This window comes from Rhodococcus sp. 05-340-2 (assembly GCF_002258915.1).
GTDB lineage: Bacteria > Actinomycetota > Actinomycetes > Mycobacteriales > Mycobacteriaceae > Rhodococcoides.
On the sequence record NZ_NOYU01000032.1, the window covers coordinates 65,119 to 90,293 of the forward strand.

Below are 25,175 nucleotides of genomic sequence, written 5' to 3' on the forward strand. Positions count from 1 at the left end.
GATTATGACTGACCTGAGCAACAAAACCGCTCTGATCACCGGGTCCGCTCGGGGTATCGGCAAGGCAATTGCCCTGCGGTACGCAACCCTTGGCGCGAACGTCGTCGTCAACTACTCGGGCGATGTCGCGAACGCCGAGCAGACCGTCGCCGAACTCGAAGCCCTCGGTGCGAAGACGATCGCCCATGAATCGCTTTGATTGCCTTCTGACTGAACGTACGTTCAGTCAAGGGTGTCAATCGCAAAACCAGGCTAGACGGCCACAAAGAGTAGACACGGGGTCGAACTTCGCCTGCTCGGTGGGGGCTCGCTGGCTTTGTTGCTCGGCCGCGCTTCATCCGCGGGGCATTCAAGGTCCCGAAGTCGTTCCGACCCTCAAGTGAGGGTCGACAGTCGGTCGGTCCTCTGCCCAGCAATGCGGTTTCGCGTAGCGCCCACCGCCATGATTTAGCCATGTCTATCCACGGCGATGACCTTGCCGTGGATCGCCATGCACTCGTCTCGTCGCCGAGTGATCGAGGATGCGCTACAGCAGTGCTTCGATTCGGTCCTCGACCTCGTTGACCATGCCTGGGCCGGAGTTCCGGCCATTGGCGGCGATGTCGGTGGGTCTGGTATGTCGTGATAGCGCCCTGTGTGCACCTCGGTGCGCACGTTCGCGATCTCGTTTTCCTGTTGATGGGTCCTGACCCACGAAAGGCATCCTTGATCGGCTGCGAAACACTGTGCCGCGGTTCATGCGCTGCTCGAAACGAATTAGGTGGTCTTCTCCGGTGTATCGGCGTCGAGGTAGCCCCACCAGTCGACACCGTTCTTGTCCTGCCGGAGGTTGTTCGCGACGGTCCCCAACGGCTCCCCGATATCGAAGTCGGCCACTTCTCGGCCGAAGCGCCCAGCGTCTGCCGTATCCGCAACAGGAGGCGGCCCCGATTGTGTCATCCGAATTCCCAGAGTCTTCGCGACAGTCATGTACCGGTACACAACGCAGAACGCATCCGGACCGTCCGTCCACGCGTCGGCAACACCGACACCCCACTCTTCGGACAACGAGCTCGTCGACAGGCGACGCAAGCATGAAGCCAAAGCGGATTCCGCCCAGGTCGACGACAGCTCACCGTACTGTTCCAACAGTTCACGGTGCATCGAGGTGTATCGACGGGCCGATGGAGAATAGACCTGGGGCAGCAACGGTTCCGGCCGGAAAGTAGTCTTCGCGGAGTCCGTGCTGCTGTCGATCCATGATCTGCAGCTTAAGACGGGCAGCGGCACCCTCGGAGAACCGTGACAGCGACTGCCCGCACATACCCCACGTCGGGGCGCAGAGCAATACGACCGGTCTTGATATGCAGGGTTTACCAGCAAACCTCTGCATATGCTGTGCCGCAGTGTCTTTGACTTGCGATCGCAGTTCAGCTGTCACCACGCAACTACGCCCCGGTTGATGCGTACTCGAAAACCCGCCGTCGAACGAATCACGGGGCAGCGCTAGCTGGAGTCGGGGCCTGGGCTGGTCAGACGATGCCGGCCAGGTCTCCCATCCGTGCCGTACAACCGTCCCTGTCCCTCCCACATAGCGACTCCGTCGACGAGTCGGGCGCTTGTGAATCCACCGCTGCCACCCCATGGCCATGCGGTATCAAGGTCGGCAACAACGTCCTGGACAAAATCAGGCATGCCCCGCCAGCGCGACGACGCTCGCGAAGACCGGGACACCGTCGATCGCCCAATCGACGTGTTCAATACCGTTGCCGTACTGGCGCACACGCAGGGCGCAGACCAATCAAGCCAGAGCCGATGTCTACGGCTCAGGCAAGTACGAGCGCACCAGCCGAACCCCAGCAAGGGAGCTGGAAGTTGCCCGCTCAGCTGTAGCCGGCCAGCGGGAGGTAAGCACCCCGTACCGTTCACGAGATGCGTCTGATGAAAGCGGCCACCCCGCTCGTCGTCGCGGTGGTGGTAGCTGGCTGCGGCAACCTGATCGACACCGAGGTCATCGGCAAAACGGGGCTCACTCGTAGCGCGGACGGCTCCGTGGTGATTTTGATCAACGTGTGTACCGACAGTGTCGATGACGTCGGCGTCTACGGAAGCCGAAACGGCCTTGCCCAGGACCAGCAGAACACAACCCTCGGTGAGCTGCACGCATCGAAGCCGCAATCGGGGTCCGTTCAAGTATCCCTGACTGCGCCCGAATCTCCCTGGACGGCCGACCCAGTGGTTCGACTACCCGACGATCCCGGTTCGCTGTTCATCGTCGTCGCCTCCACGGACGGTGATACGAGCACGCAAGCTGCTCAAGTCTCGGCAACACGCCATCAGGTCGATGCCTTGCCGCAGGGATTCGTTCTCGTGTCGTCGGCGAAGCAGACTGCCCGATCGGAGTTCGGTAGCTCCTGTTGAGGCCACGAGGCCCGGGGGAATACGACGAGTTTTGAAATGCAGGGTTACCAGTAGACGTCTGCATACGCTGTGCTAGAACAGTTTTGAATCATCGGCCCGTTGTTGATCCGTTGGCCCCTCAGGTGGACATGTAGCGCAGGCCGTTGAACAGGACGTCCAATCCACGGTTCAGTTCGTGGGCACCGTCGTATTCCGTGATGAGCGGGGGGATGACGGACATGATGGGAAAGTCTTCGATCGGCAGTCTGCGCAGCGCGAGGCGCAATCTGTCCCCTGTCTCGTCTGGATGATCCGTTGTCTCCTGGGTCTCGCTGAGCACATGCCCGCGCAGTAAGGACATCAGCAATCGGTAGGCCGAGAGTGCTTCGGGGACGGTGAAACCGCCAGTGGCCAGTACACCGAGGATGCCTTCGAGTGACACCAATGACCTCGTGGTGCCCAGTCCGAGTGGCGTAGCCCGGGGCCGCGTCGCCAGAAGAACTGCCGCCCGCGGGTGTTCGAGGGCGAGCTCGCGGTAATGCCGCGCGAAGATCGTCAGTTGACGTCTCCAGTCGGTGTCGGTCTCGTCGACCGCTACGAGGCCTCCGAGGATCGAATCGGCGATCGCGTCCAGCAGGGCCTCTTTGGTTGGAACGTAACGGTAGATGGTCATCGGGTCGCGATCGATGGACGCGGCCAGACTGCGGATGGTCAGGCTGTCGAGTCCGGTGCCATCGATGATGGCCAAGGCGGCTGATACGACGTCTTCGCGATCGATCTTGTCGCGGGGAAGTTGATTGGATCGGTCCGAGGGCGTCATGAAGTGCTTCACCATTTTCGGTAAATCAAGGTAAGCAGCACGCTAGTCGGCTTTCGGTCCACAAACAAACTTGTTGTTCATCAACGCCCTGCGCTTGACCCGAGACCATACACGTGGTCAGCTGTTGCTCTACACCGTAGAGATACGGGGAAACTCTTTGTTTGCTGAGTGGGCCATGAGCCTCCGCTGGTCTTCCATCTCATTCGCTCGGTTGCAGACAGTCGGCCGGCGATCCACCGATCTACGGACTCTGCGAGACCTCGACGCCCCTGGTGAAATCCAGTGAACATCGTCGACCGTCGCGGAATCTCACAGTCGACTCTCGTCGGGGGAATCGATACCCATAATTCGCTGTGCGACAACACGTTTAACTCGAACCCCCTCCATCAGATCGGTACACACATGTACGCTCCGCAACACCCGTCGCCGTCCACATCCCGACGCAAGGGCTCTGCGTTGATTGCCCTCGCCGGCACGTCGCGCTGGCAACCAGTGCGCTCATGCTGGTCAATGCTTCGGCAGCCGGCGCTCAGCCCACCATCGTCGAACTCGGCACCGCTGAGAGCTACGCCGTACTGGCCGGCTCCAAGATCACCAACACCGGACCGTCGAAAATCAGCGGAAACGTCGGAGTGAGTCCAGGGGTCGGCGTCGAACCGTTCATCACAGGATTCCCGCCGGGAGAGCTCACCAGTGGGGTCATTAACGACCGCAATTCTGTTGCAGCACAGGCGAAAGCGGACCTGAGCACCGGACACGACGACGTGGCCGGACGGCCGGGAGCAACCTCGACCGGAGTCGAACTGGGCGGACCGACTCTGCTGGCAGGGTTGTACGGCTCGGGCTCACCGGAACCCTGGCACTCGATGCGCAGGGCAAATCGGATGCCGTCTTCATCTTCCAGGCGGCATCGACGCTGATCACGGCATCCGACGGCAGTGTCTCGCTGATCAACGGGGCCAACCCGTGCAACGTGTTCTGGCAGGTCGGAAGCTCGGCCACTCTCGGTACCAGTACCGATTTCGTGGGCACGATCATGGCGCGGGCGTCGATCACCGCGACCACGAATGCCGATGTACAGGGACGACTACTGGCTCTGGATGGCGCGCCACGCCGCCATCAGCGTGATCAGCAGCTCTGCCCTGTTCGACAGCATCACCGCGACAACGTCGCCGCGGGTGACACCGCGATCGGCGAGTTGTGCCGCGCATGCGTCCACTCGGGTGGCGAAGTCGTTGTAGGTCAGAGCACCGGAATCGTCTCGAACACAAAGAGACTGACCGCGTTCGGCGGTAGAGTTCCACGGAAAGTATCCGATGGCAGACATGTATCCTCATCCTCCAATGCAGGGTGTGATTCGGAACACTATCGAGAATGGGTGTCTCCAAAACGGCCCGTGGGGCCAGATTTAGGTCGATGATTCGTGCTCACGTAACAACATGACCGCGGTTCGTCCGCTCACACCAGCGACGCCGTTAGACCACCGGTGACCCAGGTCGCGCGATTTGACCCAAGGAACGCAGCCAACTCCGCGATGTCTGCGAGCGACGTCGAAGATCTGCTCTGGCGAAGTGTCCGGAAAGCCGACCACCTGGTGAGTGCCTCGTGTGCGACGACCAGCCCGGTCCTCAAGTCGACGATCGGCTGAAATACTGGGACCAGTGAGCTGAAATAGTCATCGAAGTCACTGTCGACAGCTAACTCTCACCCACGCTCCCGGTTCGACCGCTGAACGTACACAGAGGCTTTAGCTCCCTGCGCCGCGGCGCGCGGGGGCGTTGTCCATATGCGGACTGTTTCACAGCGGGGCCGCCCAGCGTATGCAAAATTTCTACCCAAGCGACGTACAGCCCGGAAGTAGCACTCATCGCGTAGGCGTCTCGAGCTGTATCGGGAGGGAGATCTTGCCTACTGCATAGGCGCGTGGATCATAACTCGCTTCCGGCTCGGTAGACCTCTCGTTCATAGGTAACTTGTTTGTTAACGATCTTCGGACGCTGCATGAACCGTTGACAGCTCGGGTGCCAAATGAGAAGGTATTCGCATATTAGAAGAGTGTCGTAGTTTGACGCTTGACGGTCGGCCCGCCCAAGTCGCCCTGACTTCCAGGAGAATTCATGTCGCACAATTCGGTAGCTCTCGTCGCTGACATCGGCGAAAGCTTCGGCAACTATTCGCTCGGCGACGATAACGCCATCTTGGACCTGATCACCACGGCCAATGTCGCGTGCGGGTTCCATGCGGGCGATCCGCGCGTGATGGAGCAGACCGTTCGCGCCTGTATCGAGCGCGGTGTCGAAATCGGAGCGCATCCCGGATATCCCGACCTGGTCGGCTTCGGTCGTCGTGCGATGGCATGCACGGAAGACGAGATCCGCACCGACACTCTGTACCAAATCGGAGCTCTCAGCGCCTTCGTCAAGGCACAGGGCGGATCGATCTCGCACGTGAACCCGCACGGACGCATGGGAAACCTGACGGTGACGGATGCAACCCACGCACGGGGAGTCGCCGACGCTGTCGCGTCGTTCGATCCGTCGCTCATCGTCGTCACGCAGGAGGGACTGCTCGCCGAGGAATCACGGGCTCGCGGACTGCAGGTCGCACTCGTCTTCCTTGCCGACCGCGGCATGGAGAACGACGGAACCCCGGTTCTCAGAACCGAACCCGGCGCCCTCATCCACGACGTCGACGCCATCGCCGCACGCACGGTGCGCATGATCAGAGAAGGCGTCGTGACATCGGTGCACGGACAGGACGTCCCACAGGTGTGCGATCTGGTTCTGCTGCACGGAGACAACGCGGATGCGATCGACAATGCGCGCTCGATAAATCGCGCACTGCACGAGGCCGGCGTGGACGTTGCACCGTTGCGTACCATTCTGTCCGCACGCCACGCTGTCAACGCCTGACCGGGCGTCGGCACGGAAACCGAGAAAATCAGTCCGATGTCCGATACGCAGGCGGCCGTCCGGGTGGACCACCGGCAGTACGGCGATGCGGCGATCATGCTGACCGTGGTTGCCGCCGACAAGACAGTTCGGGGACGCACAACCCGATCCGTGCGCACACAGGTACTGGCGGCGCGGGTCGACGGCGTGACCGATATCGTCGCAGGGCTCGATTCCATACTTGTGCAATATGATTGCGCGACACACGACGCGGACGGTATCGACGCCGCTCTGTCCGAGGCTGTCGACGCAGCACTGAAAGCCGACGCTACCGGCGTACCGGGCCGCCGCTTTGTGATTCCGACCGTATTCGGCGGAGACTTCGGTCCTGATCTGGACTCTGCAGCAGAAGAATTGAGCATCTCTCCGAGCGAACTCGTCGCCCGGTTCACCGAGTCCGCGCACATGGTCGAGCTTCTCGGATCCGGCACCGCACCCATGATGCGCGCGCCATATCTGGGCGGCCCGCTCGCCCGTCGATCGGCACCACGTTCCGCGGTTCCGGGCGGTGCCGTCATGGCAGCAGGTGAGAACTCGATCATCGGACCCGCGCCAGGTCCGAGCGGATGGCGCATCCTTGGTCGAACACCGCTGGCCCTGTTCGACATTCATCGCGATCCTGTGGTTGCGTACGGCCCCGGAGACCACTTCACGTTCGTCGCGCTCGACGCATCCGAGTGGAACGACCGCCTCGGGCTTCCATTGCAGCCGATCGACGAGCTCTCGTGAGTGCGGGTCTGCGCATCATCGACGCCGGGTGGTTGTCCACCCTGCAGGATCTCGGTCGCACCGGCGTCGAGCAATTGGGAATACCGGTCAGCGGAGCTGCCGATCAATATTCGGCCTGTGCCGCAAACCTTCTGGTCGGAAACAACCGTGCTGCCACCTGCCTCGAGATCATGGGGTCGCACTTCTCGGCAGTCGCCGATGCGGACCTGCTGATCTCGATCACCGGAGCCAATGCGACGGTGCGGGTCGACGGCCTACCGGTCTCGATGTGGCAGCCGGTGTGCGTCGGACGCGGATCCGTCGTCACGGTGACCGACGTGCGGGACGGGATCCGGCTCTACCTCGCGATCAACGGCGACATCGAGACGGACCTCTTCCTCGGCAGTGCTGCTCCGGACGCACGAATGGGCTTTCCCCAGCGCCTCCGATCAGGTGACATCGTCCGTGTGCGAACCGATTACGAGAGTTTCTTCCACCCCTACTCCGACATACCGCTGTTCGATCCGCTCGTCGTCGTGCCGAATCTTCGACGCGAGACCTGGACGATCGACGTGACCGACGGCCCCGAGATCGACGCTGCGGTAGACATGAGGGAGTTGCTGGAGGACTCCATCTACACCGTCGGCCCCCAATCCGACCACGTCGGTTTACGACTGGACGGGCCCGTGCTGCACCCGGTAGGACTACCGGAGATCACCTCGCACGGAATCCCTATCGGTGCAATCGAGATTCCACACTCGGACGAGTTGATCATTCTCGGCCGAGCCAGATCGCTCACTGCCGGCTATCCCATCGTTGCAATCGCAACACGGGTCTCGCTGTCGCTGCTCGGTCAAGCAGGTCCGGGCAGGAAGCTTCAAATTCGATGGACGACAACAGATTCAGCGGTACGTGAGTATCGCTCACAGCAGCAGGATCTGTACACACTCGGGCGGGCCATGGCGTCGATCTTCGGCTCCATCGGTGTTCCCACGGGGATTGCTGCCGCAATCTGACGGCCCTAGCGGGTCCGCGAAAGTCACGCAGCACACGCTGTTCACGCGCCGTAACTCAGTCTTCACACAAACCCATTGACCAATCTCGCGAAAAACGGGAAAGTTCTCCCAAACAAGAATAGATTCTCATTTCAAAGCACTGCGACATCTGCTGTGGCTCCGCTCTCGAAGGGATTTCTCGTTGACCACCACTCCGCTCGTCCGAATAGAACAAGGCTGGACCCGCCCGTCTGCAGAGCTGATCGCCCGGTTCGCTCGGTACCCCGTCGCCAACCTCGGCGACGCCATGGACCGGCTCGGTATCTGTGACGCGGGAATCACCCCGGTGTGGAACGGCGCGCGATTCGTCGGGAGCGCGCTGCCCATTCTCACCGCCGCCGGTGACAACGCCGCGATCATCGACGCACTCGAGTACATTCGCCCCGGCGACGTCGTCGTGGTCAACGGGTTCGGTGACCTCCACCGTGCGGTGATCGGCGACAACCTCACTCAGCGGTTCGCAGCGCACGGTGCGGTCGGTGCCGTCGTCGACGGATGTGTTCGCGACCGCGACATCATCGCCGAACTCCGGTTCCCGATGTTCTCCCGTGGCATCACTCCTGCCGGTCCGTTCAAGAACGGCCCCGGTGTCATCGGTTCTCCCGTCGCACTTGGCGGAATCGTCTGTAACCCAGGCGACATCGTTGCAGGCGACAGTGACGGCGTCATCGTCGTTCCGCCGTCACGGGCCGAGGAAGTACTCGCCGGGGCCGCCAAGATCGCAGAACGCGAGCTTGCCCTCGACGCGGAGGTCGCGGCCATGTACGCGGCAGCTCCCCGCTGACCCCAACACCCTTCTCCACTTCGGTGCCCATCGCTGCAGCTGGGCAACGGCACATCTCTCACGAGCTCGGCCACACCATGACTCCAGCGAATCCGAAAGAGACACATCATGACAGCAACAAAGGACGTACCGACGGCGAACAGCCAGGCGAAAGTGGTCAAGAAGGTCACCGTCGCCGGCACCATCGGATCTTTCGTCGAATGGTACGACTACGGCATCTACGGTCTGCTCGTTCCCACGCTCGCGATCGTCTTTGCGCCCGGTGGTGATTCGTCGGGCGGAATAATGCTCACGTATGTCGGATTCCTCGTCAGCTTCCTCGTCAGGCCGTTCGGTGGCGTGATCTCGGGGTATCTCGGTGACAAGTTCGGCCGTAAATCCCTTCTGGCAGTGCTGATTCTGATGATCTCCGGCTCCACAGCCGCGATCGGACTGATCCCGAGCTTCGAGACCATCGGTTGGGCAGCACCGATTCTCCTCATCGCGATGAGGATGATTCAGGGCTTCTCCGCCGGCGGAGAAGTTTCGGGAGCCATGTCGTTTGTCGGCGAGTACTCGGACGACGACAAGCGTGCGCGGACCACCTCGTGGTTGGCCATGGGTTCATTCACCGCCTTGCTCTTCGGCAGCCTCCTGTCCAGCGCGCTCATCTCGATCCTCGGCCAGAGCGTCCTCGAATCGTGGGCGTGGAGAATCCCGTTCCTGCTTGCAGTGCCCATGGGATTCATCGGGTTCTATATCCGTAAGCGGCTCGAGGACACCCCGCACTTCCAGGCGCTGCGCGAGGCCAACACCGTCGAGCGCAATCCGCTCAAGGTCGCGCTGACATCCAAGCGTCACCTCAAGGCGATCGCCATGACCATTGCGCTCCCCGCTCTGAACGGTCCCGGCTACTACATCTTGTTCGTCTACATGCCGACGTACTTGAAGAAGGAACAGGGCTTCAGTCAGCTGCAGGGCCTCGCCGTCACTGCGATCAGCCTCATCGCCATTCTTCTCGCCATTCCATTTGCGGCCCGGCTGTCGGATCGCATCGGCCGCAAGCCGATTCTGCTGTGGTCGGCCGTCGGCATGGCCGTCACGGCCTACCCCTGCTTCTTCCTGATCTCGCAGGGCCACATGGCGCTTGCGGCGCTCGCAGGGTGCATCCTGGCGTTCCTGTTCGCCGGTCACGCCGCCGTCATCCACGTACAGCTCGTCGAACTGTTCCCCACCAACGTTCGGTACAGCGCATACAGCATCGGTTTCAACATGACCACGGTCATCTTCGGCGGAAGCGCTCCGCTGGTGATGAACTGGCTGATTGGATTGTCCGGCAACAAGAGCATCCCGGCATACGCGGTCATTCTCACCGCGGTGATCACTGCAGTAGCGACGCTCAAGCTGGTCGAAACAGCAGGAAAACCGCTCGCCGACCGGTGACCGCACACGGCTCGACCCACCAGAAGGACCGATCATGACACCCACGTTGTCCAACAAGGTTGCACTCGTCACCGGCGCAGGCACAGGCATCGGCCGAGCCACTGCCGAACACCTCGCACGGGAGGGCGCGACGGTGGTGCTCGTTGGGCGTCGCCGAGACGTGCTCGACGAGGTCGCCGACGCCATCACCGCTGGGGGCGGCAGCGTCGCGGTCCGGCCGACGCACATCGATGACGCGACCGAGGTGAGCGCGCTGGTCGAGTGGGTGCGCAGGGAGATCGGGCCGGTGGACATTCTCGTCAACAATGCCGGTGCCGCGAGCACCATCCTCAACGTCCGCTGGATTCGGGAGGAGGAATGGAATCGGGTCCTCGGGGTCAACCTCACGGCCGTCTATCTGCTCACCCAAGCCGTGCTACCGGACATGATCGAGCGGGGTGCCGGATCGATCATCACAGTGTCGTCGCTTGCCGCGCTGCGACCGAATCTGCTCGGCGGTGCCGCATACGGAGCAGCGAAAGCCGGGGTCCGGAACTTCATGACCTACTTGCACAACACGTTTCGCAACGACGGCATCCGGGCGACATGCATTCTGCCCGGCGAGGTCAGCACCCCCATCATGGACAACCGCGCTCAACCGCCGAGCCAGGAGGTCCGCGACGCCATGGTTCAACCCGACGACGTGGCTCGGGCCGTAGTTCTGTGCGCAACACTGCCGGCCCGAACGGTGATCGAGGAACTGGTCATCGCGCCGACCTACCTTCGCGACACCGCGGGCGACATCGAGGCGAGTCGCTGGAAGGGCGCTCCCGACGGCATGGCCGGGACGTGATCTTGACGGACCCGGCGATAAAATGCGAAACTTCTCTCATATGCGAGAGGCTCAACTCATCTCTTTCGAACAGAAGGGGTCCGGTACTCCCGTGATCACGTTTTCCTCATCCGACGCGGTACGACGGGTCGAAGACGCGTCGTTGCGTGTGCAGCAACCACAGTCGACCGGAGACATGGTGTCACTGGCCATGGGTGAACCGGATTTCGACACTCCCACGGCCATCCGCGCGGCGGCAGCCGACGCATTGAGCGAGGGCTACACCCACTACTCACCCCTACTCGGAGACCCGGAGCTACGCGCCGCCGTCTTCGAGAACGTACTTGCTCGTTCCGCCGCTGCGTCATCGCACAACGAGGTGCTGATCACGCACGGCGGTACGGGAGGCTTGGCCGCGTCGATTCTGTCCATCGTCAGCCCCGGCGACAAGGTCGTCATCCCGGACCCCACGTACTCGCTGTACGCGGACCTCGTGAATCTGGCCGGAGGACACTGCGTTTCGGTACCGCTACAGGACGACCTGCACTGGGACCTCGACGCACTGGCCGAAGCTTTGCAGGGCGCAACGCTGTTCGTGTTCTGCAATCCGTCCAACCCCACCGGCATCGTGCACAGCGCCAAAGAACTCGAGGTCTTGGCCGACACACTGCACAAGAGCGACACCATCGTGATCGCCGACGAGGCCTACAGCGAATTAATATACGGCACAGATCCGTTCGTCTCGGCTCTCGACGTACCAGGCCTCGCCGATCGCACGGTCTACTGCCAGACGTTCTCCAAGAGCTACGCCATGACGGGCTGGCGCGTCGGCTACCTGACAGGCCCGCAAGAGATCATCGCCGCCTGCGCCCGGGTGCACAACACCGTGAATGGGTCGGTCAACAGCGCCGTCCAACGCGCCGCGCTCGTCGCGCTCAACGACTGCTCCGACGAGGTCGCGGCCATGCGCACCATCTATGCGCAGCGACGCGAGCTCATGGCCACCGAGCTGGCGAAGATCCCCGGCCTCGACATCGGTGTATCCGAGGGCGCGTTCTACTTCTTCCCCCGATACTCGGTGGATCTTCCTTCGGTACAGGTCGTCTCGGCGCTCCGCGAGCACGGTGTCGCACTCCGGCCGGGCGGAGAGTTCGGTCGCCATGGTGAAGGACACCTGCGACTGTCCTACGCTGCCAGTGATTACGCGATTACCGAGGGTGTCGCCAGACTCGGCCGAGGCCTCGCATCACTACGGTGACCGAGTCCTGACGCAGTAGGAACCAGCACCGACGAAGACCCGCCCCAACAGGCTCGAACGAGAGGCGCGCGAATGCCAGCAGCGAAGAAGCCGATGCGCAGTGACACCGAGCGCAACAGACGCAACCTCATCGCTGCGGCCGTCCGGCTCGCAGAACTGCCCAACAGTTCCGTCAACATGACCGACGTCGCCAAGGAGGCCGAGGTGTCCCCCGCCACCGCCTATCGGCAGTTCGGATCGGTCGAGGAAATCCTCGCCGAGTATCGATTCGAAGTCGGTTGCCGCATGCGTGATTACGGGCGAACACTCGACGAAACCGGGCTCGAGCGCGTGGAACTGCTGTGTCGGTGCTGGGTCGATCTCGTCGTCGAGCACGGCGAGGCGATGGTCTCGAGTCGGTCGAGGCGCGGCTACCTCGACCGTCTACGCCAGGAGACGTACTACCTGACAGTGCAGGCCGAGGCTCTGGAGGCCGGATTGGCCGAAGCCGCTGCCGAACTCGGTGTTCCCGACGTCGGTGACGAAGCATTGTTCCTGTGGAACCTGTTGTTCGATCCACGTGAGATCTTCGATCTCATCGAGACGGTCGGCCTGGGTGCTGAGCAGGGATCGCGTCAGCTGTTCGCGGCGTTGCGCGGAGCACTCGTCGGCTGGGCGACCGAACGCGGATCGATCGATCTCGGTCAGTCGTGGAGCGGAGTACGCGTATGACCAGTCACCCAACATTCGACATCTCCGGACGCGTCGCGCTCGTGACCGGGTCCAGCCGAGGTATCGGTCGTGCTTTGGCGACCGGTCTCGCGGAAGCCGGAGCCCTCGTCGTCCTCAACGGACGAGATCCAGAAGCTCTAGAGCGCGCGCGAGCCGACATTGCCGACCGGACCGGAGCGGATGTCCGGGCTTATGCCTTCAACGTCATCGATTCGGCAGCGGTCACCGACGCCGCTCAACGCGTCGAGAGGGAAGTCGGACCAGTGCACATAGTTGTCAACAACACCGGTGTCCAGCATCGTGCCCCATTGCTAGAGTTCTCCGACAACGATTTTCACCGCGTGATCGACACAAACCTGACAAGTGCTTTTCTGGTCGGGCGCGAGTTCGCTCGCGCGATGGTCTTGCGCGGTGCTGGCAAGATTGTCAATATCTGCTCGGTACAGAGTGAACTTGGCAGGGCGGGCATTGCACCCTATGCGGCTAGCAAGGGTGCACTCAAGATGCTCACCCGCGGCATGTGCGCTGACTGGGCGAAATACGGATTGACCGTCAACGCCTTGGCCCCAGGCTATTTCGATACCGAGCTCACGTCCGCTCTGGTGAACGATCCGACCTTCACCGAGTGGCTCGAAGGGCGCACACCCGCCCAGCGGTGGGGCAAGCCGGAGGAGCTCGTCGGCACCCTGCTGTTCCTCGTCTCGCCCGCATCGGATTTCGTCAATGGGCAGATCGTCTACGTAGACGGCGGCATGACCGCCGTCGTTTGACCCGAAAGGCTCGCTGCTGTGCTTGCTTGCGTTGTACATGGGGCTGGGGACGTCCGCGTCGACGACGTGGCACCCCGAACGCCCGGCCCCGGTCAGATCGCGGTGTCGATTGCCTTCGGCGGCATCTGCGGATCAGATCTGCACTACGCCCAGCGCGGCGGCGTCGGCGACTTTCTCGTCGAAGAGCCTCTCGTACTCGGCCACGAGGTGGTCGGGACTGTCGCGGAGTTGGGTCCTGGCACCAACGGGCCCGCTATTGGTGCGCCGGTCGCCGTGCACCCGGCAACTCCGTGCGGAGTCTGCCCCGAGTGCGTGGACGGCCGCCAGAATGTCTGTCGCGACACTCGCTACCTCGGTAGCGCCGCACGGATGCCGCACGTGCAAGGCGGATTTGCCCAGCAGATCGTCGTTCCTGCCGACCAGCTTCGCGAGCTGCCGCAGGGTCTCGGTCTCGAACTCGCCGTCTTAGCCGAGCCACTTTCGGTTGCACTGCATGCGGTTTCGCGCGCGGGTGAAGTTCGCGGTCGGCGTGTGCTCGTCACCGGCGCAGGCCCGATCGGCTGCCTCACCGTCGCCGTTCTCGTGCACGCCGGAGCAGCGGAGATCGTCGTCTCCGACCTCGTGCCGGAGGCACTTACCATCGCCGCCGCAGTCGGAGCCACCGCCACGGTGATCGCGACGAATACCGACGATCTACCCACGGACGTGGACATCGCCATCGAAGCCTCGGGTGCCCCACAGGCTTTGGCCACATGCGTGACCAGCGTGCGACGCGGCGGACGCGTCGTACAGCTCGGATTGCTGCCCCCCGGCACGATCCCGCTGTTGGGAAACTTGCTTGTGACGCGCGAGATCGAACTCGTCGGAGCCTTCAGGTTCGGTTCCGAATTCGATACCGCGCTTGCACTGCTGGCCGAAGGATTGTATGTGAAACCCGTTCTCACTCAATCCTATCCGCTGTCGCGGTCGGTCGAGGCCATCGCCATCGCCGGCGACAGGACCAGGGCGAGCAAGGTAGTACTCGATCTTCGCTGATCGACGTCGACCACTCCCACTACAGCAAGGACTCCACACCCATGGCACCGCTCACGACCGTTCACCTCGGCCCGACGCAGCCCCAGCACCTGCGAGTCGCGATCGAACGGGCAGGTGCGGTCGTCGTCGACGACCCGGACGCCGACGCTGTCGTGTGGACTGGCTCACCCGATCAGTTCCCGTCGACCCTTCCCGATTCCGTTCGCTGGGTGCAGCTGCCGTCGGCAGGCGTCGAGTCATGGCTCGCCTCAGGGCGATTGGCCGGCGAAGCGTCACGAGTGTGGACGTCGGCAGCGGGCGCGTACTCGTCGAGCGTCGCCGAGCATGCGCTCGGCCTGCTGATCGCCGCTACACGGCACTTTCCGGCTCAGTTCGCCGCCACAAGTTGGGACCAAGAAGGGTTCGGCCGTCTCTCGCGGTCGCTCCACGGCTCTATGGTTGCCATTGTCGGCTGCGGTGGGATCGGTCGTGCTCTGATCTCGATGTTGTCCTCGGTCGGTGCGCAGACCATCGCCGTCACCCGCTCGGGCAGGCCCGTCGATGGCGCTGTGCACACGGTGGGCGGGGACGGTCTTGCCGACGTGTGGCCGGTGGCCGATCATGTGGTGCTCGGCGCGCCCGCCACGTCGAACACTCGGTACCTGCTGAGCACCCGGGAGTTCGAGGCCATGAAGTCCGACGCATGGCTGGTCAACATCGCCCGTGGGTCCCTCGTCGACACCGACGCTCTGGTCAATGCATTGCAGAACAGTGAAATCGCCGGTGCCGCACTCGATGTGACCGAGCCGGAACCGCTACCCGACAGCCATCCACTGTGGACTCTCCCGAATGCCATAGTCACCCCCCACGTAGCGAACCCACCTGCTGCCCTTGAACCCGCATTCGCACGTCACGTCGAAGAAAACGTGCGTAGGTTCATCGTTGGGTCATCGCTTCAAGCAGTCATTGATCTCAATGCCGGGTACTAGCGCCCAGAACATTCGATCCAGGCTGCTCGGATACCCACGTCCCTACGACGGAGAGCAGCGATGGAGTTGAAAGCCCGGTCAGTGCAGGCGTTCGTCAACGACTCCGCGTGGGGTCACCTCCTCGATTCCGGAAATCATCGGCCGATGAATGAACGACGTCGTCGCTGTCGAGTGCTTTGCTGACCCGAAAGGCTGCACAGGTCCATTGCAGCGCGGACGCTGTGACGGCGCTGCTTCTTGATCTACAACGCAGCCATGACAGAGATGAAGTCGCCGACCATTAGGTCAATGCAGCGCTTCCGTCGGAAATCGCGAGCATCGAATCCCATACAGCGCGGACTTCGACCGGAATCAAGATCAACGCCAGACCACGGACTTGGGCGACGTGGCTGAGCCGGGGGTGCCGAACAGGTAAATGACGCCCGCTCAGAACAATGTGAATGAAAAACGGATGGGAAGCGACGTCGGAGAATCTGCGCGTGGCTACTGACCTGACCAGTCCATCGGTCTGATACGCACCGGATCCTGCGTTTCCGGTGCCGATTCCCTTGTGGTCGATCGGCACGCTGTCGGTGCCCAACACCAAGGTCTCGCTCCATCTTCTCGCGGGGTCCGGCCTTCAATATTGCAGACTGTCAGCCGTTCTGGGGGTCACTTGGGATTGGCGGATCAAAAACATTCTGGGTCGCAGGTTGACTTTCGCACACCCGAAAATAATCACGCGCCCGGCAGCTTAGCCCGCCCGCCGGTCAATGCAATTCATGTAGAATTGCTCTACGTGATCAATGCTCCACCAAATCCGTCAGTTGCCAATCCTGCCGGAGTAGTAGACCAAACTGCCAGGATGGGCAAAAGCAGGTCGCCGATGTGAGCCTTCGGTCGTGGTGATTCAGTGTGTCGTTGGTTGAGTTGCACCACCGTGAGCGCTAGTCGGACCAAGTCGTCCATTCGTGCGACGGGCAGCGCCCGTGTACGGGACTACCCGCGCGACAAATTGTCTTCAGACGTGACTGAGGGATGGGGGTGATACCAGAGCTCCGCTCAATGACGATGTTACGCAGGGGTGCGAGCGGCCGAGCTTCTGCGAGCGAGAGTATTAGATCTATTGAGCGAGGAACGGAAGGGCGTGGAGCAAGAATTCATCAGGATGCTCAAGATGTGGCCAGTGACCAGCGCTGTCGATCGTCACTGCTGAAGCGTCGGGTACGGTTGCCAAGAATCGTTTGAGGTCGGAATTAGGTGCCAGCGGGTCTTTGTCTCCTCGTATCACGAGGGTGTTGCTTTTGATGCTGTCGAGCCTGAGGTTTGGGTCGTCTCTGAAGACGGATATGAGGACCGGAAACGATCCGCGTGCGCCAAGCCCCGCCATCACTTGCAACAATATTTCCGGTGCAAGGTCTTCGGGATGGTGAACGAATAGTCCGAGCGTAACTCGTCGCAAGACGGCGGAATTGGCTACGATATTGGCAACCCCTCGGGGAACGCGCACGGCGATAATTGCCGACTCGAACAGAAGAGAGAAAACCGAGCGGGGTTGCTGACGGAGAGTAGTCAAAGGTTCGCGGGGTAGGTCGGCGAGTCCAAGAATGGGACCACCGGTCACGAGAAGCTTCCCAACCCTATCGGGAAAGTCCGCCGCTATTCGAGTTGCCACAATCGATCCCATCGAGTGACCGATCAAGTGGACTACGCCCAGTCCGAGCGTTCGGCTAAAGGACTCCACTGATCGCGCCATCGCGCTGAACCCAAGGCGCTCTCGTGGTAGGTCGGAACCGCCGAAGCCAGGTAGATCGATTCCGATCACGCGATGCGATTCAGCAAGGATGGGGATGATCTGAACGAACCATCGCCAACTCGCAGCAATGCCGTGTAGGAGCAAGATCGTTGAATCATGTTCTACATGACCGTAATCGACGTACCCGATAAGGTTCCCATCGACCTCTACGTAGTGGTAGTGGTCATCCCATGAGATATCGCGCCATTCATCGAGCATTCCCATTCCCCACCCCTTGGTTGACTTCTAGTCAAGAGTATGGCGTAGACTGGTACGCAAGCAACTTCTACGCTGGGACGGCTCCAGTCCTCGCCCGAAGTTCTGGAACTGACATAGAAGGGCTGCGGTTCTGGTTCAAGAGTCGAAACGGATCGCGCGTATCGGTGGATCCTTGCGAATCGATCGACCTCCGGCGCAAGTGGCCGCCCGTGATGCCGCTGCTTCCGCAGGCGCGGAAGATGTAGCCACTACGACCGCGCGGCCAGCAGGCGGCATCCTTCCTGTCGTGTCTGCTCGGGTACCTCCTCGTCCGTGGTGAGATCTACCCATTCGCTGTGGTGCTAAGAGCCAGCAGTGCACCGTCGGGTTTCGCGCACCGTCGCCGCAGCTATTGGACACGACTCCGACCGCGATCACCGCCTCACTCGCGTACGCCCGCCTTCGATCCAGGCAACTCTGTCGGCACACACCTCTCGTTCATTCCGGCAGGGACTTGGAACCTTCCGGCATTGTGCGTCGCATTGACCGATCGTCGGCGGACAGTTGGCGTGGTGGCTTCGCCAGCGTGTCAAGTGAGTCCCCGACTTCAAGGCTGGGATCCAGAATTGACGCGGTCCGGACGCACGCGACAGCGACAGCGATTAACCACTCGACGATTAACTCAGTGGATACGTCGACGTCGAGTTCGAGCCATTGCGCAGTTCCCTCGTCGACCGCGCGGACGGCCGCCTTGCTCGCGAACCTGAGGGCCATGTTGTCGGGGTCGAGGCCCAGACGCACCGCAATAGCTCGCACTACCTGATCGCGAGCTTGCTCGAAGACAGCCCACGCTTCGGGATCTGCTCCACGCCCGCCCAGGACCAACCGCAAAGCAAGACCGCGGTGTTCGGCGAGATACTCCACGTGAGTTGTCAGTGCTGCCCGGATACTGACCGCCGGTTCCAGGTCAGGATCTAACTCGAACGCCGAGATCATATGCGCGGCAGTACTGCTCATTGCTTCGAGATAGATTCCACGCTTGTTGCCGAAGTGGTGAAAGAGCAATCCGTGCGCCACACCCGCGTTCGCGGCAATGTCGGCGACGGCGACCTTCTCGTAATCCAGGCTCGCGAACAGCTCAACTGCGGCTGACATCAGACGCCGACGAGACTCTGTCGACCGCGCCGCACGAGTTGACGTTCGCGGTGCGCGCGGATCAGCCACACGTCCCCCTCTCAGCGAGTCGATTCGAGTACTCGAACAGACTAACTTGGGACTGCCGATCAGATGATGGGTGTGATGTGCTCGTGGAGCGGTGCCCCCAACAGCGCCTTTCCGTACGTCTCAATGCTCACCCTGGGCATCGTCACGGCATGACGGGCAGCAACATTCGAGTCCCGCCAAATTCGCTGTAGTGCGTTTGCTTCCGCGAACCCACCCGATCCCATCGCATCGAGTAGCAGGGTCAGAGCCTCGTTGATGCTACGGAGAGCGACTGCGGCATCGCCACGGATACGTGCGCGAGAAAGTAAATCCGGATACTCTCCGTGCTCCGCCCACTCCTCGACGTCATCGGCGGCCCGATATGCGTGCAGATGTGCTGTGTCGATCTTGATCGCGGCTTCGGCGACGAGCATCTGAAAACCGACGGAGTCCGCTTGTCGATCGAATGTGGTGTAGGCCAGGGACTTCTCGGTTGCTTTCGTGCGCACGATTTCAAGTGCGGCACGCCCCATGCCTAGTTGTGGACCCACGAGCACCGTAATCAACATAGGTCCAAATGCGGAACGTGCGAACTCCGAATCAACGCGCTCCGCGACGTACGAGCCGGACATGATCGTCAGCATTGACAGCATTCGGTGCTCGGGAACGAACGTGTCGTCGACCACTACCGTGTTGCTGCCCGATGCACGCATGCCCGTGACGTACCAGGTGTCTTCGATGACGTAGTCGGAGCGTGGGAGCAACACCATGCCCTGGTCGATCATGGTGTCGTCGTCATCGAGGAGAAGAACGCCACCGGCACACCAATCGGAGTGAAGACTTCCAGAGGAGTACGGCCATTTGCCGGTTACTCGGTAGCCGCCTGGAACCGCTCGGGCGTTGACTGTCGGTGCCAACACCCCCGCCACCACTGCGTCTGGGCTGTCGCAGAAGACATCGTCTCGTGCCTGCTCGTTGAACAGGCCCACCGCCCAGGCATTCACATTGGACAGAGTGGTCACCCAGGACGCGCCAGCGTCTCCCTCGGCGATAATCGACGACACATCGAGCATGGTCCGAAGGTTGGACTCCAGCCCGCCGAACTGGCGTGGGGTAGCGACACGAAATGCGCCGGCACGGCGTAAGTCTTCGATGATGTCATCGGACACTCGCCTGTCACGTTCGTTGTCCGCTGCCCGCTCCTTCAGCGCTGGTACAAGTGCACGAAGGTTTTCACGCACCTGATTCGTGTTGGAAATCGATGGAGTTGTTGCTGGCGACATTTCCCTACCTCGTTTCAGTTGACGGGGATCGCACTGAAATGTGTCCGCGGTCTCAGAAAAATTAGAGCATCGTTGACTTCGGGTCAATAGTGTGGCGCAAGAGTATGGACCGACTACTGAACCGAGAGAGGACGTCACGCGTTTGAATCTCCATGATCCGAGATATCGAAGCCGAGCAAGTGATTGTCTGGAAGGTGACTTCGGATGCGACGACCTTCGAGAAATGGAACACCCTGCACGCAGCTGGGACACACCGCCGCCTGCCCAGATTGCCGTTGGAACCGAGCTGACGCACAAGCTCGAGATCGCGAACATTGCCGATGCCATCGTCTTTCGGACCGAACGACTCGAACCTCCCCGCAGCCTTGGTGTGTTGGGTTCAGGTCGGCGGGGCCATGTTCTGGAGCGGGTTCTCTCAGAGGGAAGATTCGTCGGCTTCGCGGATTCCGCAGCGGTGGTTCGCCTCGGAGGATTGCGTGAGGTGTCGTGAGGTGCAGCTAATAGTTCGGGGCGGGTGTCGCATTGACCGGTCGCTCTCGCTGCTGTTGCTGTGAAGCGAGGAGTCCGGTGACCGGGTGGGTGATTAGCAGTGCTTTCGCTGACACTTGGTCGCCGACTTCGGTCGCGACTGTGTTGATGTGGTCGGCGATGGGAATCAGCGTGTCGCTATTTTTGGTTGTGCCCGCTGTCGGCGGAGTCCAGGCGACGACCAGGCAGGACTGCGGCGACAACAGCTGTTCCCATGACCAGAACGGCACCGCCGACCCAGCTCGCGGATTCGATCGCAGCAGTGAAGGACGTCCGAGCCACGTCTGTGATCACGTCCGCGAAGGGTGCAGTCGCACCGTTGTCTGCGAGTGCGTGTGCGACGACGGTGGCTGATCCCACTGATTCGCTCGCCGCGCCTGCGGCATTGGTTGCATCGGCACGGAGGGGCTCGGGAATACTGCCGATGTCGAACGACTCGACGCGTTCGCCGAACGTCGACGTGTAAGTGTTTGCCAGCACTGATCCGAGCAGGGCGATGCCCAATGCGCCGCCGTATTCGATTGCGGTGTCGTTGATCCCGCCCGCCGAGCCGAGTTCGGACTCGTCGAATCCCCCCATGATTGCATCGGTGGCCGGAGGCTCGGCCACACCCATTCCGACGCCGAGAATCACGAGCGAGACCAGGAACCACTCGTACCCGGAACCCGCGTCGAGTTGCGTGAGAACCAAAACACCTGCGGCCGCGATCGCCATTCCGGCACTGATCAACACCCGTTCTCCGAGCACAGGGAGCAGTCGACCGGACACGATGGAGCCGACACTCACCGCGAGTGCGAGGGGCAGTAGTCGTATCCCGGCTTCCAGCGGACCGTAACCGAAGATGAACTGGAACTGTTGAGAGACGAAATAGATGGATCCAAACGCCGCGAGGAACAGTAGGCCCACGGACAATAGCGATCCGCTGATCTTGCGGTTGCTGAGCCTCCGAACGGAAAGCAATGGCCGCGGATGTCGCATCTCCCACAGCACGAATACGGCGAGGGCAACAACAGAGGCGGCCGCGGCGACGAGCGGTCCGACCGTCCATCCGCCGTGTAGGCCATCGATGATCGCGTAGACCGACGCGCCGACCAAAACGATAGAAAGGATGCCGCCTAGCCAGTCTATCGATCCGGTGGCCGGAACTCGGCTCGGCGGTACGAGTGCCAATGCAGCCACGGTTCCGACTATCACCACGGGGACGTTCACCAGGAACGTCGCACCCCAGAACCAATGCCGCAGTACGCTTCCCGCAAGCAGTGGACCCAGTGCGATGCCAAGTCCAGATGTGGCGGCCCAGATGGCGATCGCTCTTGCACGCTCGGCCCGCGGAAATGTGACAACAAGCAGCGACAGAGTCGCAGGCATAATTGAGGCCGCACCGATGCCCATCACCATGCGCCACGCGATCACTTCTTCGGTCGAGTTGGCGACGCTACCGAGGACGGAACCGACACCGAAGACGAGCATGCCGAGTACTAGGGCACGGCGTCGACCGAATCGGTCCCCCAACGCTCCGAACAGCAACATCAATGCTGCGTACGGGACGGTGTATCCGTCGATGACCCACTGCAGCTGCGCGCTGGTCAACTTCAGATCCTCGGACATCGAAGGGATCGCCACGATCAGTGAGGTATTTGCCATCACCACTACGAGTAGGCACGCGCACAACACGGTGAGTGCCGCCCACCGGCGTCGGTAGGGTCCCGTCATGGAAGAAACGGGTGTATCGAGCACTAGGGACATTCGATCCTCCAAGATTTGCACATTGATGCGCAAATCTTAGACCGATTGCACATCAATGTGCAATCATGCAGTCATGGACGGACGGCGTGGTACCAAGCAGACCAATCGTGACAAGATCATCGGGGCGGCCATCTCCGCCTACGAGTCAGACCCGGATGCAACGATCGGCGACATTGCGGATGCCGCGGGTGTGGTCCGGCGGACGGTGTACGGGCACTTTCCCTCACGCCGGGATCTGATTATCGGCATCGCGGATCAGGCGTCCGACGATCTTATCCGCCGGCTCAGCGGGGTCGCGGACATCGTCGACGACCCCATTCTCGCGCTCGCGACGTTGGAGTTGGCGACCTGGCCGGTCGGAAACCGGTACCGCACGCTGTTGGGTGTCGGTCGCCGTGAGCTGGGCGAAGGACGTATCCGGGAACTGTTGGATCCTGCACGACGAACCACGGTGACCGTCGTCGAGCAGGGCCAATTGTCCGGAAGGTTCAGCACCGAGTTGACGCCGGCCACATTTGTTGTCGTAGCCGAGGCGGCAACACTGGCACTGCTCGATCGGATGAACGTCGGCGACGACCAGATCGACGGCTACACCGCCGCGACCGTCACGCTGACCCTGGCTGGGGTCGACGCTTCGACGCGTCAGAAGTCGATAGAACTCGCGCAACGGAGACTCGACGGCATCGGCAGCGAGACAATGTGATCAGGGTAGGTCGGGCTCGTGTTCACCGACCTCGCGCAGAACTTGCTCGAACTCGACGGCCATGGCTTCGGACAATGCCCGAGCGGCGGAGAGCGGTCGGACCATCACCGTGAACTCGTCGATCAGACCGTCCTCGTCGACGTGCAGAAAGTCGCACCCGTTGATCGCCAGTCCGGATACCTTCGCCTCGAACACCAACGCATGATCACGACCGTCCGAACTCGTAATCTGCCGGACGTATCTGAAGTCGTCGAACACCCGCAGTACGCCCCGCAGGATAGCTGAAGTTACCGGTTTGCCTGGGTACGGCTTGAACGCAACCGGACTCGTGAACACGACTGCCTCGGACAGAGCGGCCTCCATGGCCACCGCGTCCTTGGCCAACACTGCGTCCTGAAATGCCTTCATCCGTCGGTCCTTCCGAACGTTGTCGTAATGCTGAGAACTCACGTTGTCGTCGTGTGCGCGAGATCGTCCAGAACGTTGCGCCCTAGCACTGCGGACGCCGCGATGACTCCGCCCTGCACCGCACCGACGACGCCGGAGGCCGACACGTCCTGTCCTCCGAAGAACAGGTTGGGAATCGAACTGTGGGCTCGGAGACCCTGGACCGCGTATCGCTCCGGGCTCGGTGCCAACGACATGAAGTCTCCGAACTCACGCCCAAGAAAATGGTTGAAGGACAAGGGTGTGGCCATCTCGGCGTGATCGATCTTTCCCCGCAGTTGCGGACAGAAGCGGTACACCTGCGCGAGAAGCTCCGACTTTAGTCGGTCCTTGAGCAGGTCGTACTCCTCGCTACGGTTCATCCACTGTGTGTTCAGAAATGGTTTCCAGAGTTCCCAACTCGTGACGCCCGCGATGTCGATCGTGGCTCGGTCGGGATGGCGTGCCGACCACGAGGGGTCCTTGGCCGACGGAAAGGTGAGAAAGTACAGCGGCATCGACCTATCACTCGGATGGGTCTGGAACTCCGAGATCGAGCCGTCGATGTCAGAGCTTCCATGGATCCAGAAGTTGCCGCGTGGTAAGCCGAGTGCCTGATCCGGCTCGGCGACTCCAAGATTCAGGACCACCCACGGCAGGGACGGACCGACGTCTCGCAGCGATTCGAGCAGCTCGTGATCGACCGCGTGCTCAGGAATCAGGCGGGTCAGCGTCGGCACGACCCCGGCGTCGCTGATGACCGCCGGGGCGAGGAAACGTCGGCCGTCCGTCATCTCGACACCGCACGCGGCACCCGAGCCGTCCAGACTCACCGACTCCACCTCGGCCGAGATGAGGACCGCTCCTCCGGCGGCTTCGATCACCGGGACGATGGTCTCGGCCAGACGACCCGAACCACCGACCGGAAAGCTCGCTCCACCGATGTAGTGGCGGATCAGCATGGCGTGCACTCCGAATGACGCATCACCGGGAGGTAGACTGTAATCGCCGAAGTGACCGCACAGGACGGTGCGAAGTTCGGCGTTTCCGGTCAGTTCGGTCAGCACATCGGTGACCGAACGGTCCGCATACTCCCTGAACGGCTCACACAGGTCCGTATACATCGAGTTCCCGATATCGATCGGCAACGCTCGATGCGCGAAATATCCACGTGCAGAGCGATTCACCTGCATCACCAGTTCCACGTACCGATCGATCGCACCGGCTTCATCTGGGAAGTACTGCTTCATCCTGGCCGTGAACTCGTCCACACCCGAGGGATAGTCGTAAGACCGACCATCGACGACGACGGTGTTGTAGACGTCGGGCATCTGTGCCCATTCCAGCTGACCGTCGCTGATGTGGTCGAAGATTCGACTCAGGCTCGTCCTCGAATTGTGCACCTGTCCTACGTAGTGCAGCCCGGCATCCCATTCGTACCCCGCGCGGCGAAACGTTTGAGTCGCACCACCAGCGGTCGTGTGTCTCTCGAGGACCAGCACCTTTTGCCCGGCACGCGCCAACATCGCTGCCGACGTCAGGCCGCCGATGCCCGATCCGATCACGATGGAGTCCCATTCCTGGTCCACGGTAGTGCGCTTGTAACTTCGACCTACTGACATGCAGCTTGCTCGCTTTCGAA

The 25,175-nt window shown here is 61.6% G+C and carries 24 protein-coding genes and 2 pseudogenes; 16 read left to right on the forward strand and 10 right to left on the reverse strand.

From position 1 onward, the window contains the following. Window positions 1-4 precede the first annotated feature (4 nt). On the forward strand, window positions 5-199 hold the full coding sequence (locus tag CH271_RS19950) for an SDR family NAD(P)-dependent oxidoreductase (protein WP_032393591.1): 195 nt from the start codon (window positions 5-7) through the stop codon (window positions 197-199). Window positions 200-756: 557 nt separating this feature from the next. On the opposite strand, the gene CH271_RS28470 is transcribed toward CH271_RS19950, so the two are convergent. Further along, the gene (locus CH271_RS28470) at window positions 757-969 is read right to left on the reverse strand and encodes a hypothetical protein (RefSeq protein ID WP_143546083.1); all 213 of its coding nucleotides are present in this window, start codon (window positions 967-969) and stop codon (window positions 757-759) included. Between the two features lie 942 nt (window positions 970-1,911). On the opposite strand from CH271_RS28470, the gene CH271_RS19960 reads away from it, so the two are divergent. After that, window positions 1,912-2,400 carry a hypothetical protein gene (locus CH271_RS19960; RefSeq protein ID WP_094618275.1) on the forward strand — a complete coding sequence of 163 codons (489 nt, stop codon included), beginning with the start codon at window positions 1,912-1,914 and terminating at the stop codon, window positions 2,398-2,400. 118 nt (window positions 2,401-2,518) lie between these two features. On the opposite strand, the gene CH271_RS19965 is transcribed toward CH271_RS19960, so the two are convergent. Then, window positions 2,519-3,199, reverse strand: a complete 681-nt coding sequence (locus CH271_RS19965; RefSeq protein WP_032393699.1) for a TetR/AcrR family transcriptional regulator C-terminal domain-containing protein — start codon at window positions 3,197-3,199, stop codon at window positions 2,519-2,521. Window positions 3,200-3,699: 500 nt separating this feature from the next. Here CH271_RS19965 and CH271_RS19970 point away from each other — a divergent pair. Further along, window positions 3,700-4,247, forward strand: a pseudogene (locus CH271_RS19970) (ice-binding family protein); the annotation flags it as partial. Window positions 4,248-4,304: 57 nt separating this feature from the next. Here CH271_RS19970 and CH271_RS19975 read toward each other — a convergent pair. Further along, window positions 4,305-4,526: pseudogene (locus CH271_RS19975) on the reverse strand (AMP-binding protein); the annotation flags it as partial. 790 nt (window positions 4,527-5,316) lie between these two features. Between CH271_RS19975 and CH271_RS19980 the strand changes: the two are divergent. The 11 genes from CH271_RS19980 to CH271_RS20030 all read left to right on the forward strand — a co-directional run bounded on the left by CH271_RS19980 (window position 5,317) and on the right by CH271_RS20030 (window position 15,672). After that, a complete protein-coding gene (locus tag CH271_RS19980; RefSeq protein ID WP_032393594.1) occupies window positions 5,317-6,111 on the forward strand; it encodes a LamB/YcsF family protein in 795 nt (264 codons plus the stop codon). 36 nt (window positions 6,112-6,147) lie between these two features. Continuing rightward, window positions 6,148-6,879, forward strand: coding sequence for a 5-oxoprolinase subunit B family protein (locus CH271_RS29120; RefSeq protein WP_052049191.1), 732 nt, complete (start codon window positions 6,148-6,150; stop codon window positions 6,877-6,879). After that, window positions 6,876-7,874 (forward strand): biotin-dependent carboxyltransferase family protein, encoded by a 999-nt coding sequence (locus CH271_RS19990; protein WP_032393595.1) that lies wholly within the window; start codon window positions 6,876-6,878, stop codon window positions 7,872-7,874. The genes CH271_RS29120 and CH271_RS19990 overlap by 4 nt, the downstream gene beginning before the upstream one ends. A 181-nt stretch (window positions 7,875-8,055) precedes the next feature. After that, a complete protein-coding gene (locus CH271_RS19995) occupies window positions 8,056-8,697 on the forward strand; it encodes an RraA family protein (RefSeq protein ID WP_032393596.1) in 642 nt (213 codons plus the stop codon). A gap of 108 nt (window positions 8,698-8,805) precedes the next feature. After that, window positions 8,806-10,119, forward strand: coding sequence for an MFS transporter (locus CH271_RS20000; RefSeq protein ID WP_032393597.1), 1,314 nt, complete (start codon window positions 8,806-8,808; stop codon window positions 10,117-10,119). A 34-nt stretch (window positions 10,120-10,153) separates the two neighbouring features. Then, on the forward strand, window positions 10,154-10,951 hold the full coding sequence (locus CH271_RS20005; RefSeq protein WP_032393598.1) for an SDR family oxidoreductase: 798 nt from the start codon (window positions 10,154-10,156) through the stop codon (window positions 10,949-10,951). A 91-nt stretch (window positions 10,952-11,042) separates the two neighbouring features. After that, window positions 11,043-12,188 (forward strand): pyridoxal phosphate-dependent aminotransferase, encoded by a 1,146-nt coding sequence (locus tag CH271_RS20010; RefSeq protein ID WP_032393599.1) that lies wholly within the window; start codon window positions 11,043-11,045, stop codon window positions 12,186-12,188. Window positions 12,189-12,260: 72 nt separating this feature from the next. Beyond that, entirely contained in the window at window positions 12,261-12,899 is a 639-nt protein-coding gene (locus CH271_RS20015; RefSeq protein WP_032393600.1) for a TetR/AcrR family transcriptional regulator, read from the forward strand. After that, window positions 12,896-13,669 (forward strand): SDR family oxidoreductase, encoded by a 774-nt coding sequence (locus CH271_RS20020; RefSeq protein WP_032393601.1) that lies wholly within the window; start codon window positions 12,896-12,898, stop codon window positions 13,667-13,669. The genes CH271_RS20015 and CH271_RS20020 overlap by 4 nt, the downstream gene beginning before the upstream one ends. Before the next feature lie 66 nt (window positions 13,670-13,735). Then, window positions 13,736-14,704 carry an L-idonate 5-dehydrogenase gene (locus tag CH271_RS20025; protein ID WP_230596591.1) on the forward strand — a complete coding sequence of 323 codons (969 nt, stop codon included), beginning with the start codon at window positions 13,736-13,738 and terminating at the stop codon, window positions 14,702-14,704. A gap of 41 nt (window positions 14,705-14,745) precedes the next feature. Next, window positions 14,746-15,672, forward strand: coding sequence for a D-isomer specific 2-hydroxyacid dehydrogenase family protein (locus tag CH271_RS20030; RefSeq protein WP_032393603.1), 927 nt, complete (start codon window positions 14,746-14,748; stop codon window positions 15,670-15,672). Window positions 15,673-15,952: 280 nt separating this feature from the next. Here the strand turns inward: CH271_RS20030 and CH271_RS20035 are convergent, their stop codons facing one another. From CH271_RS20035 to CH271_RS20050, 4 genes are all read right to left on the reverse strand, one after another. Beyond that, window positions 15,953-16,255, reverse strand: a complete 303-nt coding sequence (locus tag CH271_RS20035) for a hypothetical protein (RefSeq protein WP_141216004.1) — start codon at window positions 16,253-16,255, stop codon at window positions 15,953-15,955. A gap of 519 nt (window positions 16,256-16,774) precedes the next feature. Continuing rightward, window positions 16,775-17,671 (reverse strand): alpha/beta fold hydrolase, encoded by an 897-nt coding sequence (locus tag CH271_RS20040; RefSeq protein WP_052049193.1) that lies wholly within the window; start codon window positions 17,669-17,671, stop codon window positions 16,775-16,777. Between the two features lie 471 nt (window positions 17,672-18,142). Then, complete coding sequence (locus tag CH271_RS20045; protein ID WP_143546084.1) at window positions 18,143-18,868, reverse strand: TetR/AcrR family transcriptional regulator; 726 nt, start codon at window positions 18,866-18,868, stop codon at window positions 18,143-18,145. 59 nt (window positions 18,869-18,927) lie between these two features. Beyond that, window positions 18,928-20,268 (reverse strand): oxidoreductase, encoded by a 1,341-nt coding sequence (locus tag CH271_RS20050; protein ID WP_230596592.1) that lies wholly within the window; start codon window positions 20,266-20,268, stop codon window positions 18,928-18,930. Window positions 20,269-20,353: 85 nt separating this feature from the next. Here CH271_RS20050 and CH271_RS20055 point away from each other — a divergent pair, with 85 nt between their 5' ends. Continuing rightward, a complete protein-coding gene (locus tag CH271_RS20055) occupies window positions 20,354-20,620 on the forward strand; it encodes a hypothetical protein (protein WP_032393607.1) in 267 nt (88 codons plus the stop codon). Between the two features lie 176 nt (window positions 20,621-20,796). Here the strand turns inward: CH271_RS20055 and CH271_RS20060 are convergent, their stop codons facing one another. Then, a complete protein-coding gene (locus CH271_RS20060; protein ID WP_032393702.1) occupies window positions 20,797-22,404 on the reverse strand; it encodes an MFS transporter in 1,608 nt (535 codons plus the stop codon). A gap of 73 nt (window positions 22,405-22,477) precedes the next feature. Between CH271_RS20060 and CH271_RS20065 the strand changes: the two genes are divergently transcribed. Beyond that, a complete protein-coding gene (locus tag CH271_RS20065) occupies window positions 22,478-23,107 on the forward strand; it encodes a TetR/AcrR family transcriptional regulator (protein WP_052049194.1) in 630 nt (209 codons plus the stop codon). Here the strand turns inward: CH271_RS20065 and CH271_RS20070 are convergent, their stop codons facing one another. Beyond that, on the reverse strand, window positions 23,108-23,515 hold the full coding sequence (locus CH271_RS20070) for a nuclear transport factor 2 family protein (protein WP_032393704.1): 408 nt from the start codon (window positions 23,513-23,515) through the stop codon (window positions 23,108-23,110). A 38-nt stretch (window positions 23,516-23,553) separates the two neighbouring features. Next, on the reverse strand, window positions 23,554-25,155 hold the full coding sequence (locus CH271_RS20075) for a phytoene desaturase family protein (RefSeq protein WP_032393608.1): 1,602 nt from the start codon (window positions 25,153-25,155) through the stop codon (window positions 23,554-23,556). Window positions 25,156-25,175: the final 20 nt, after the last annotated feature.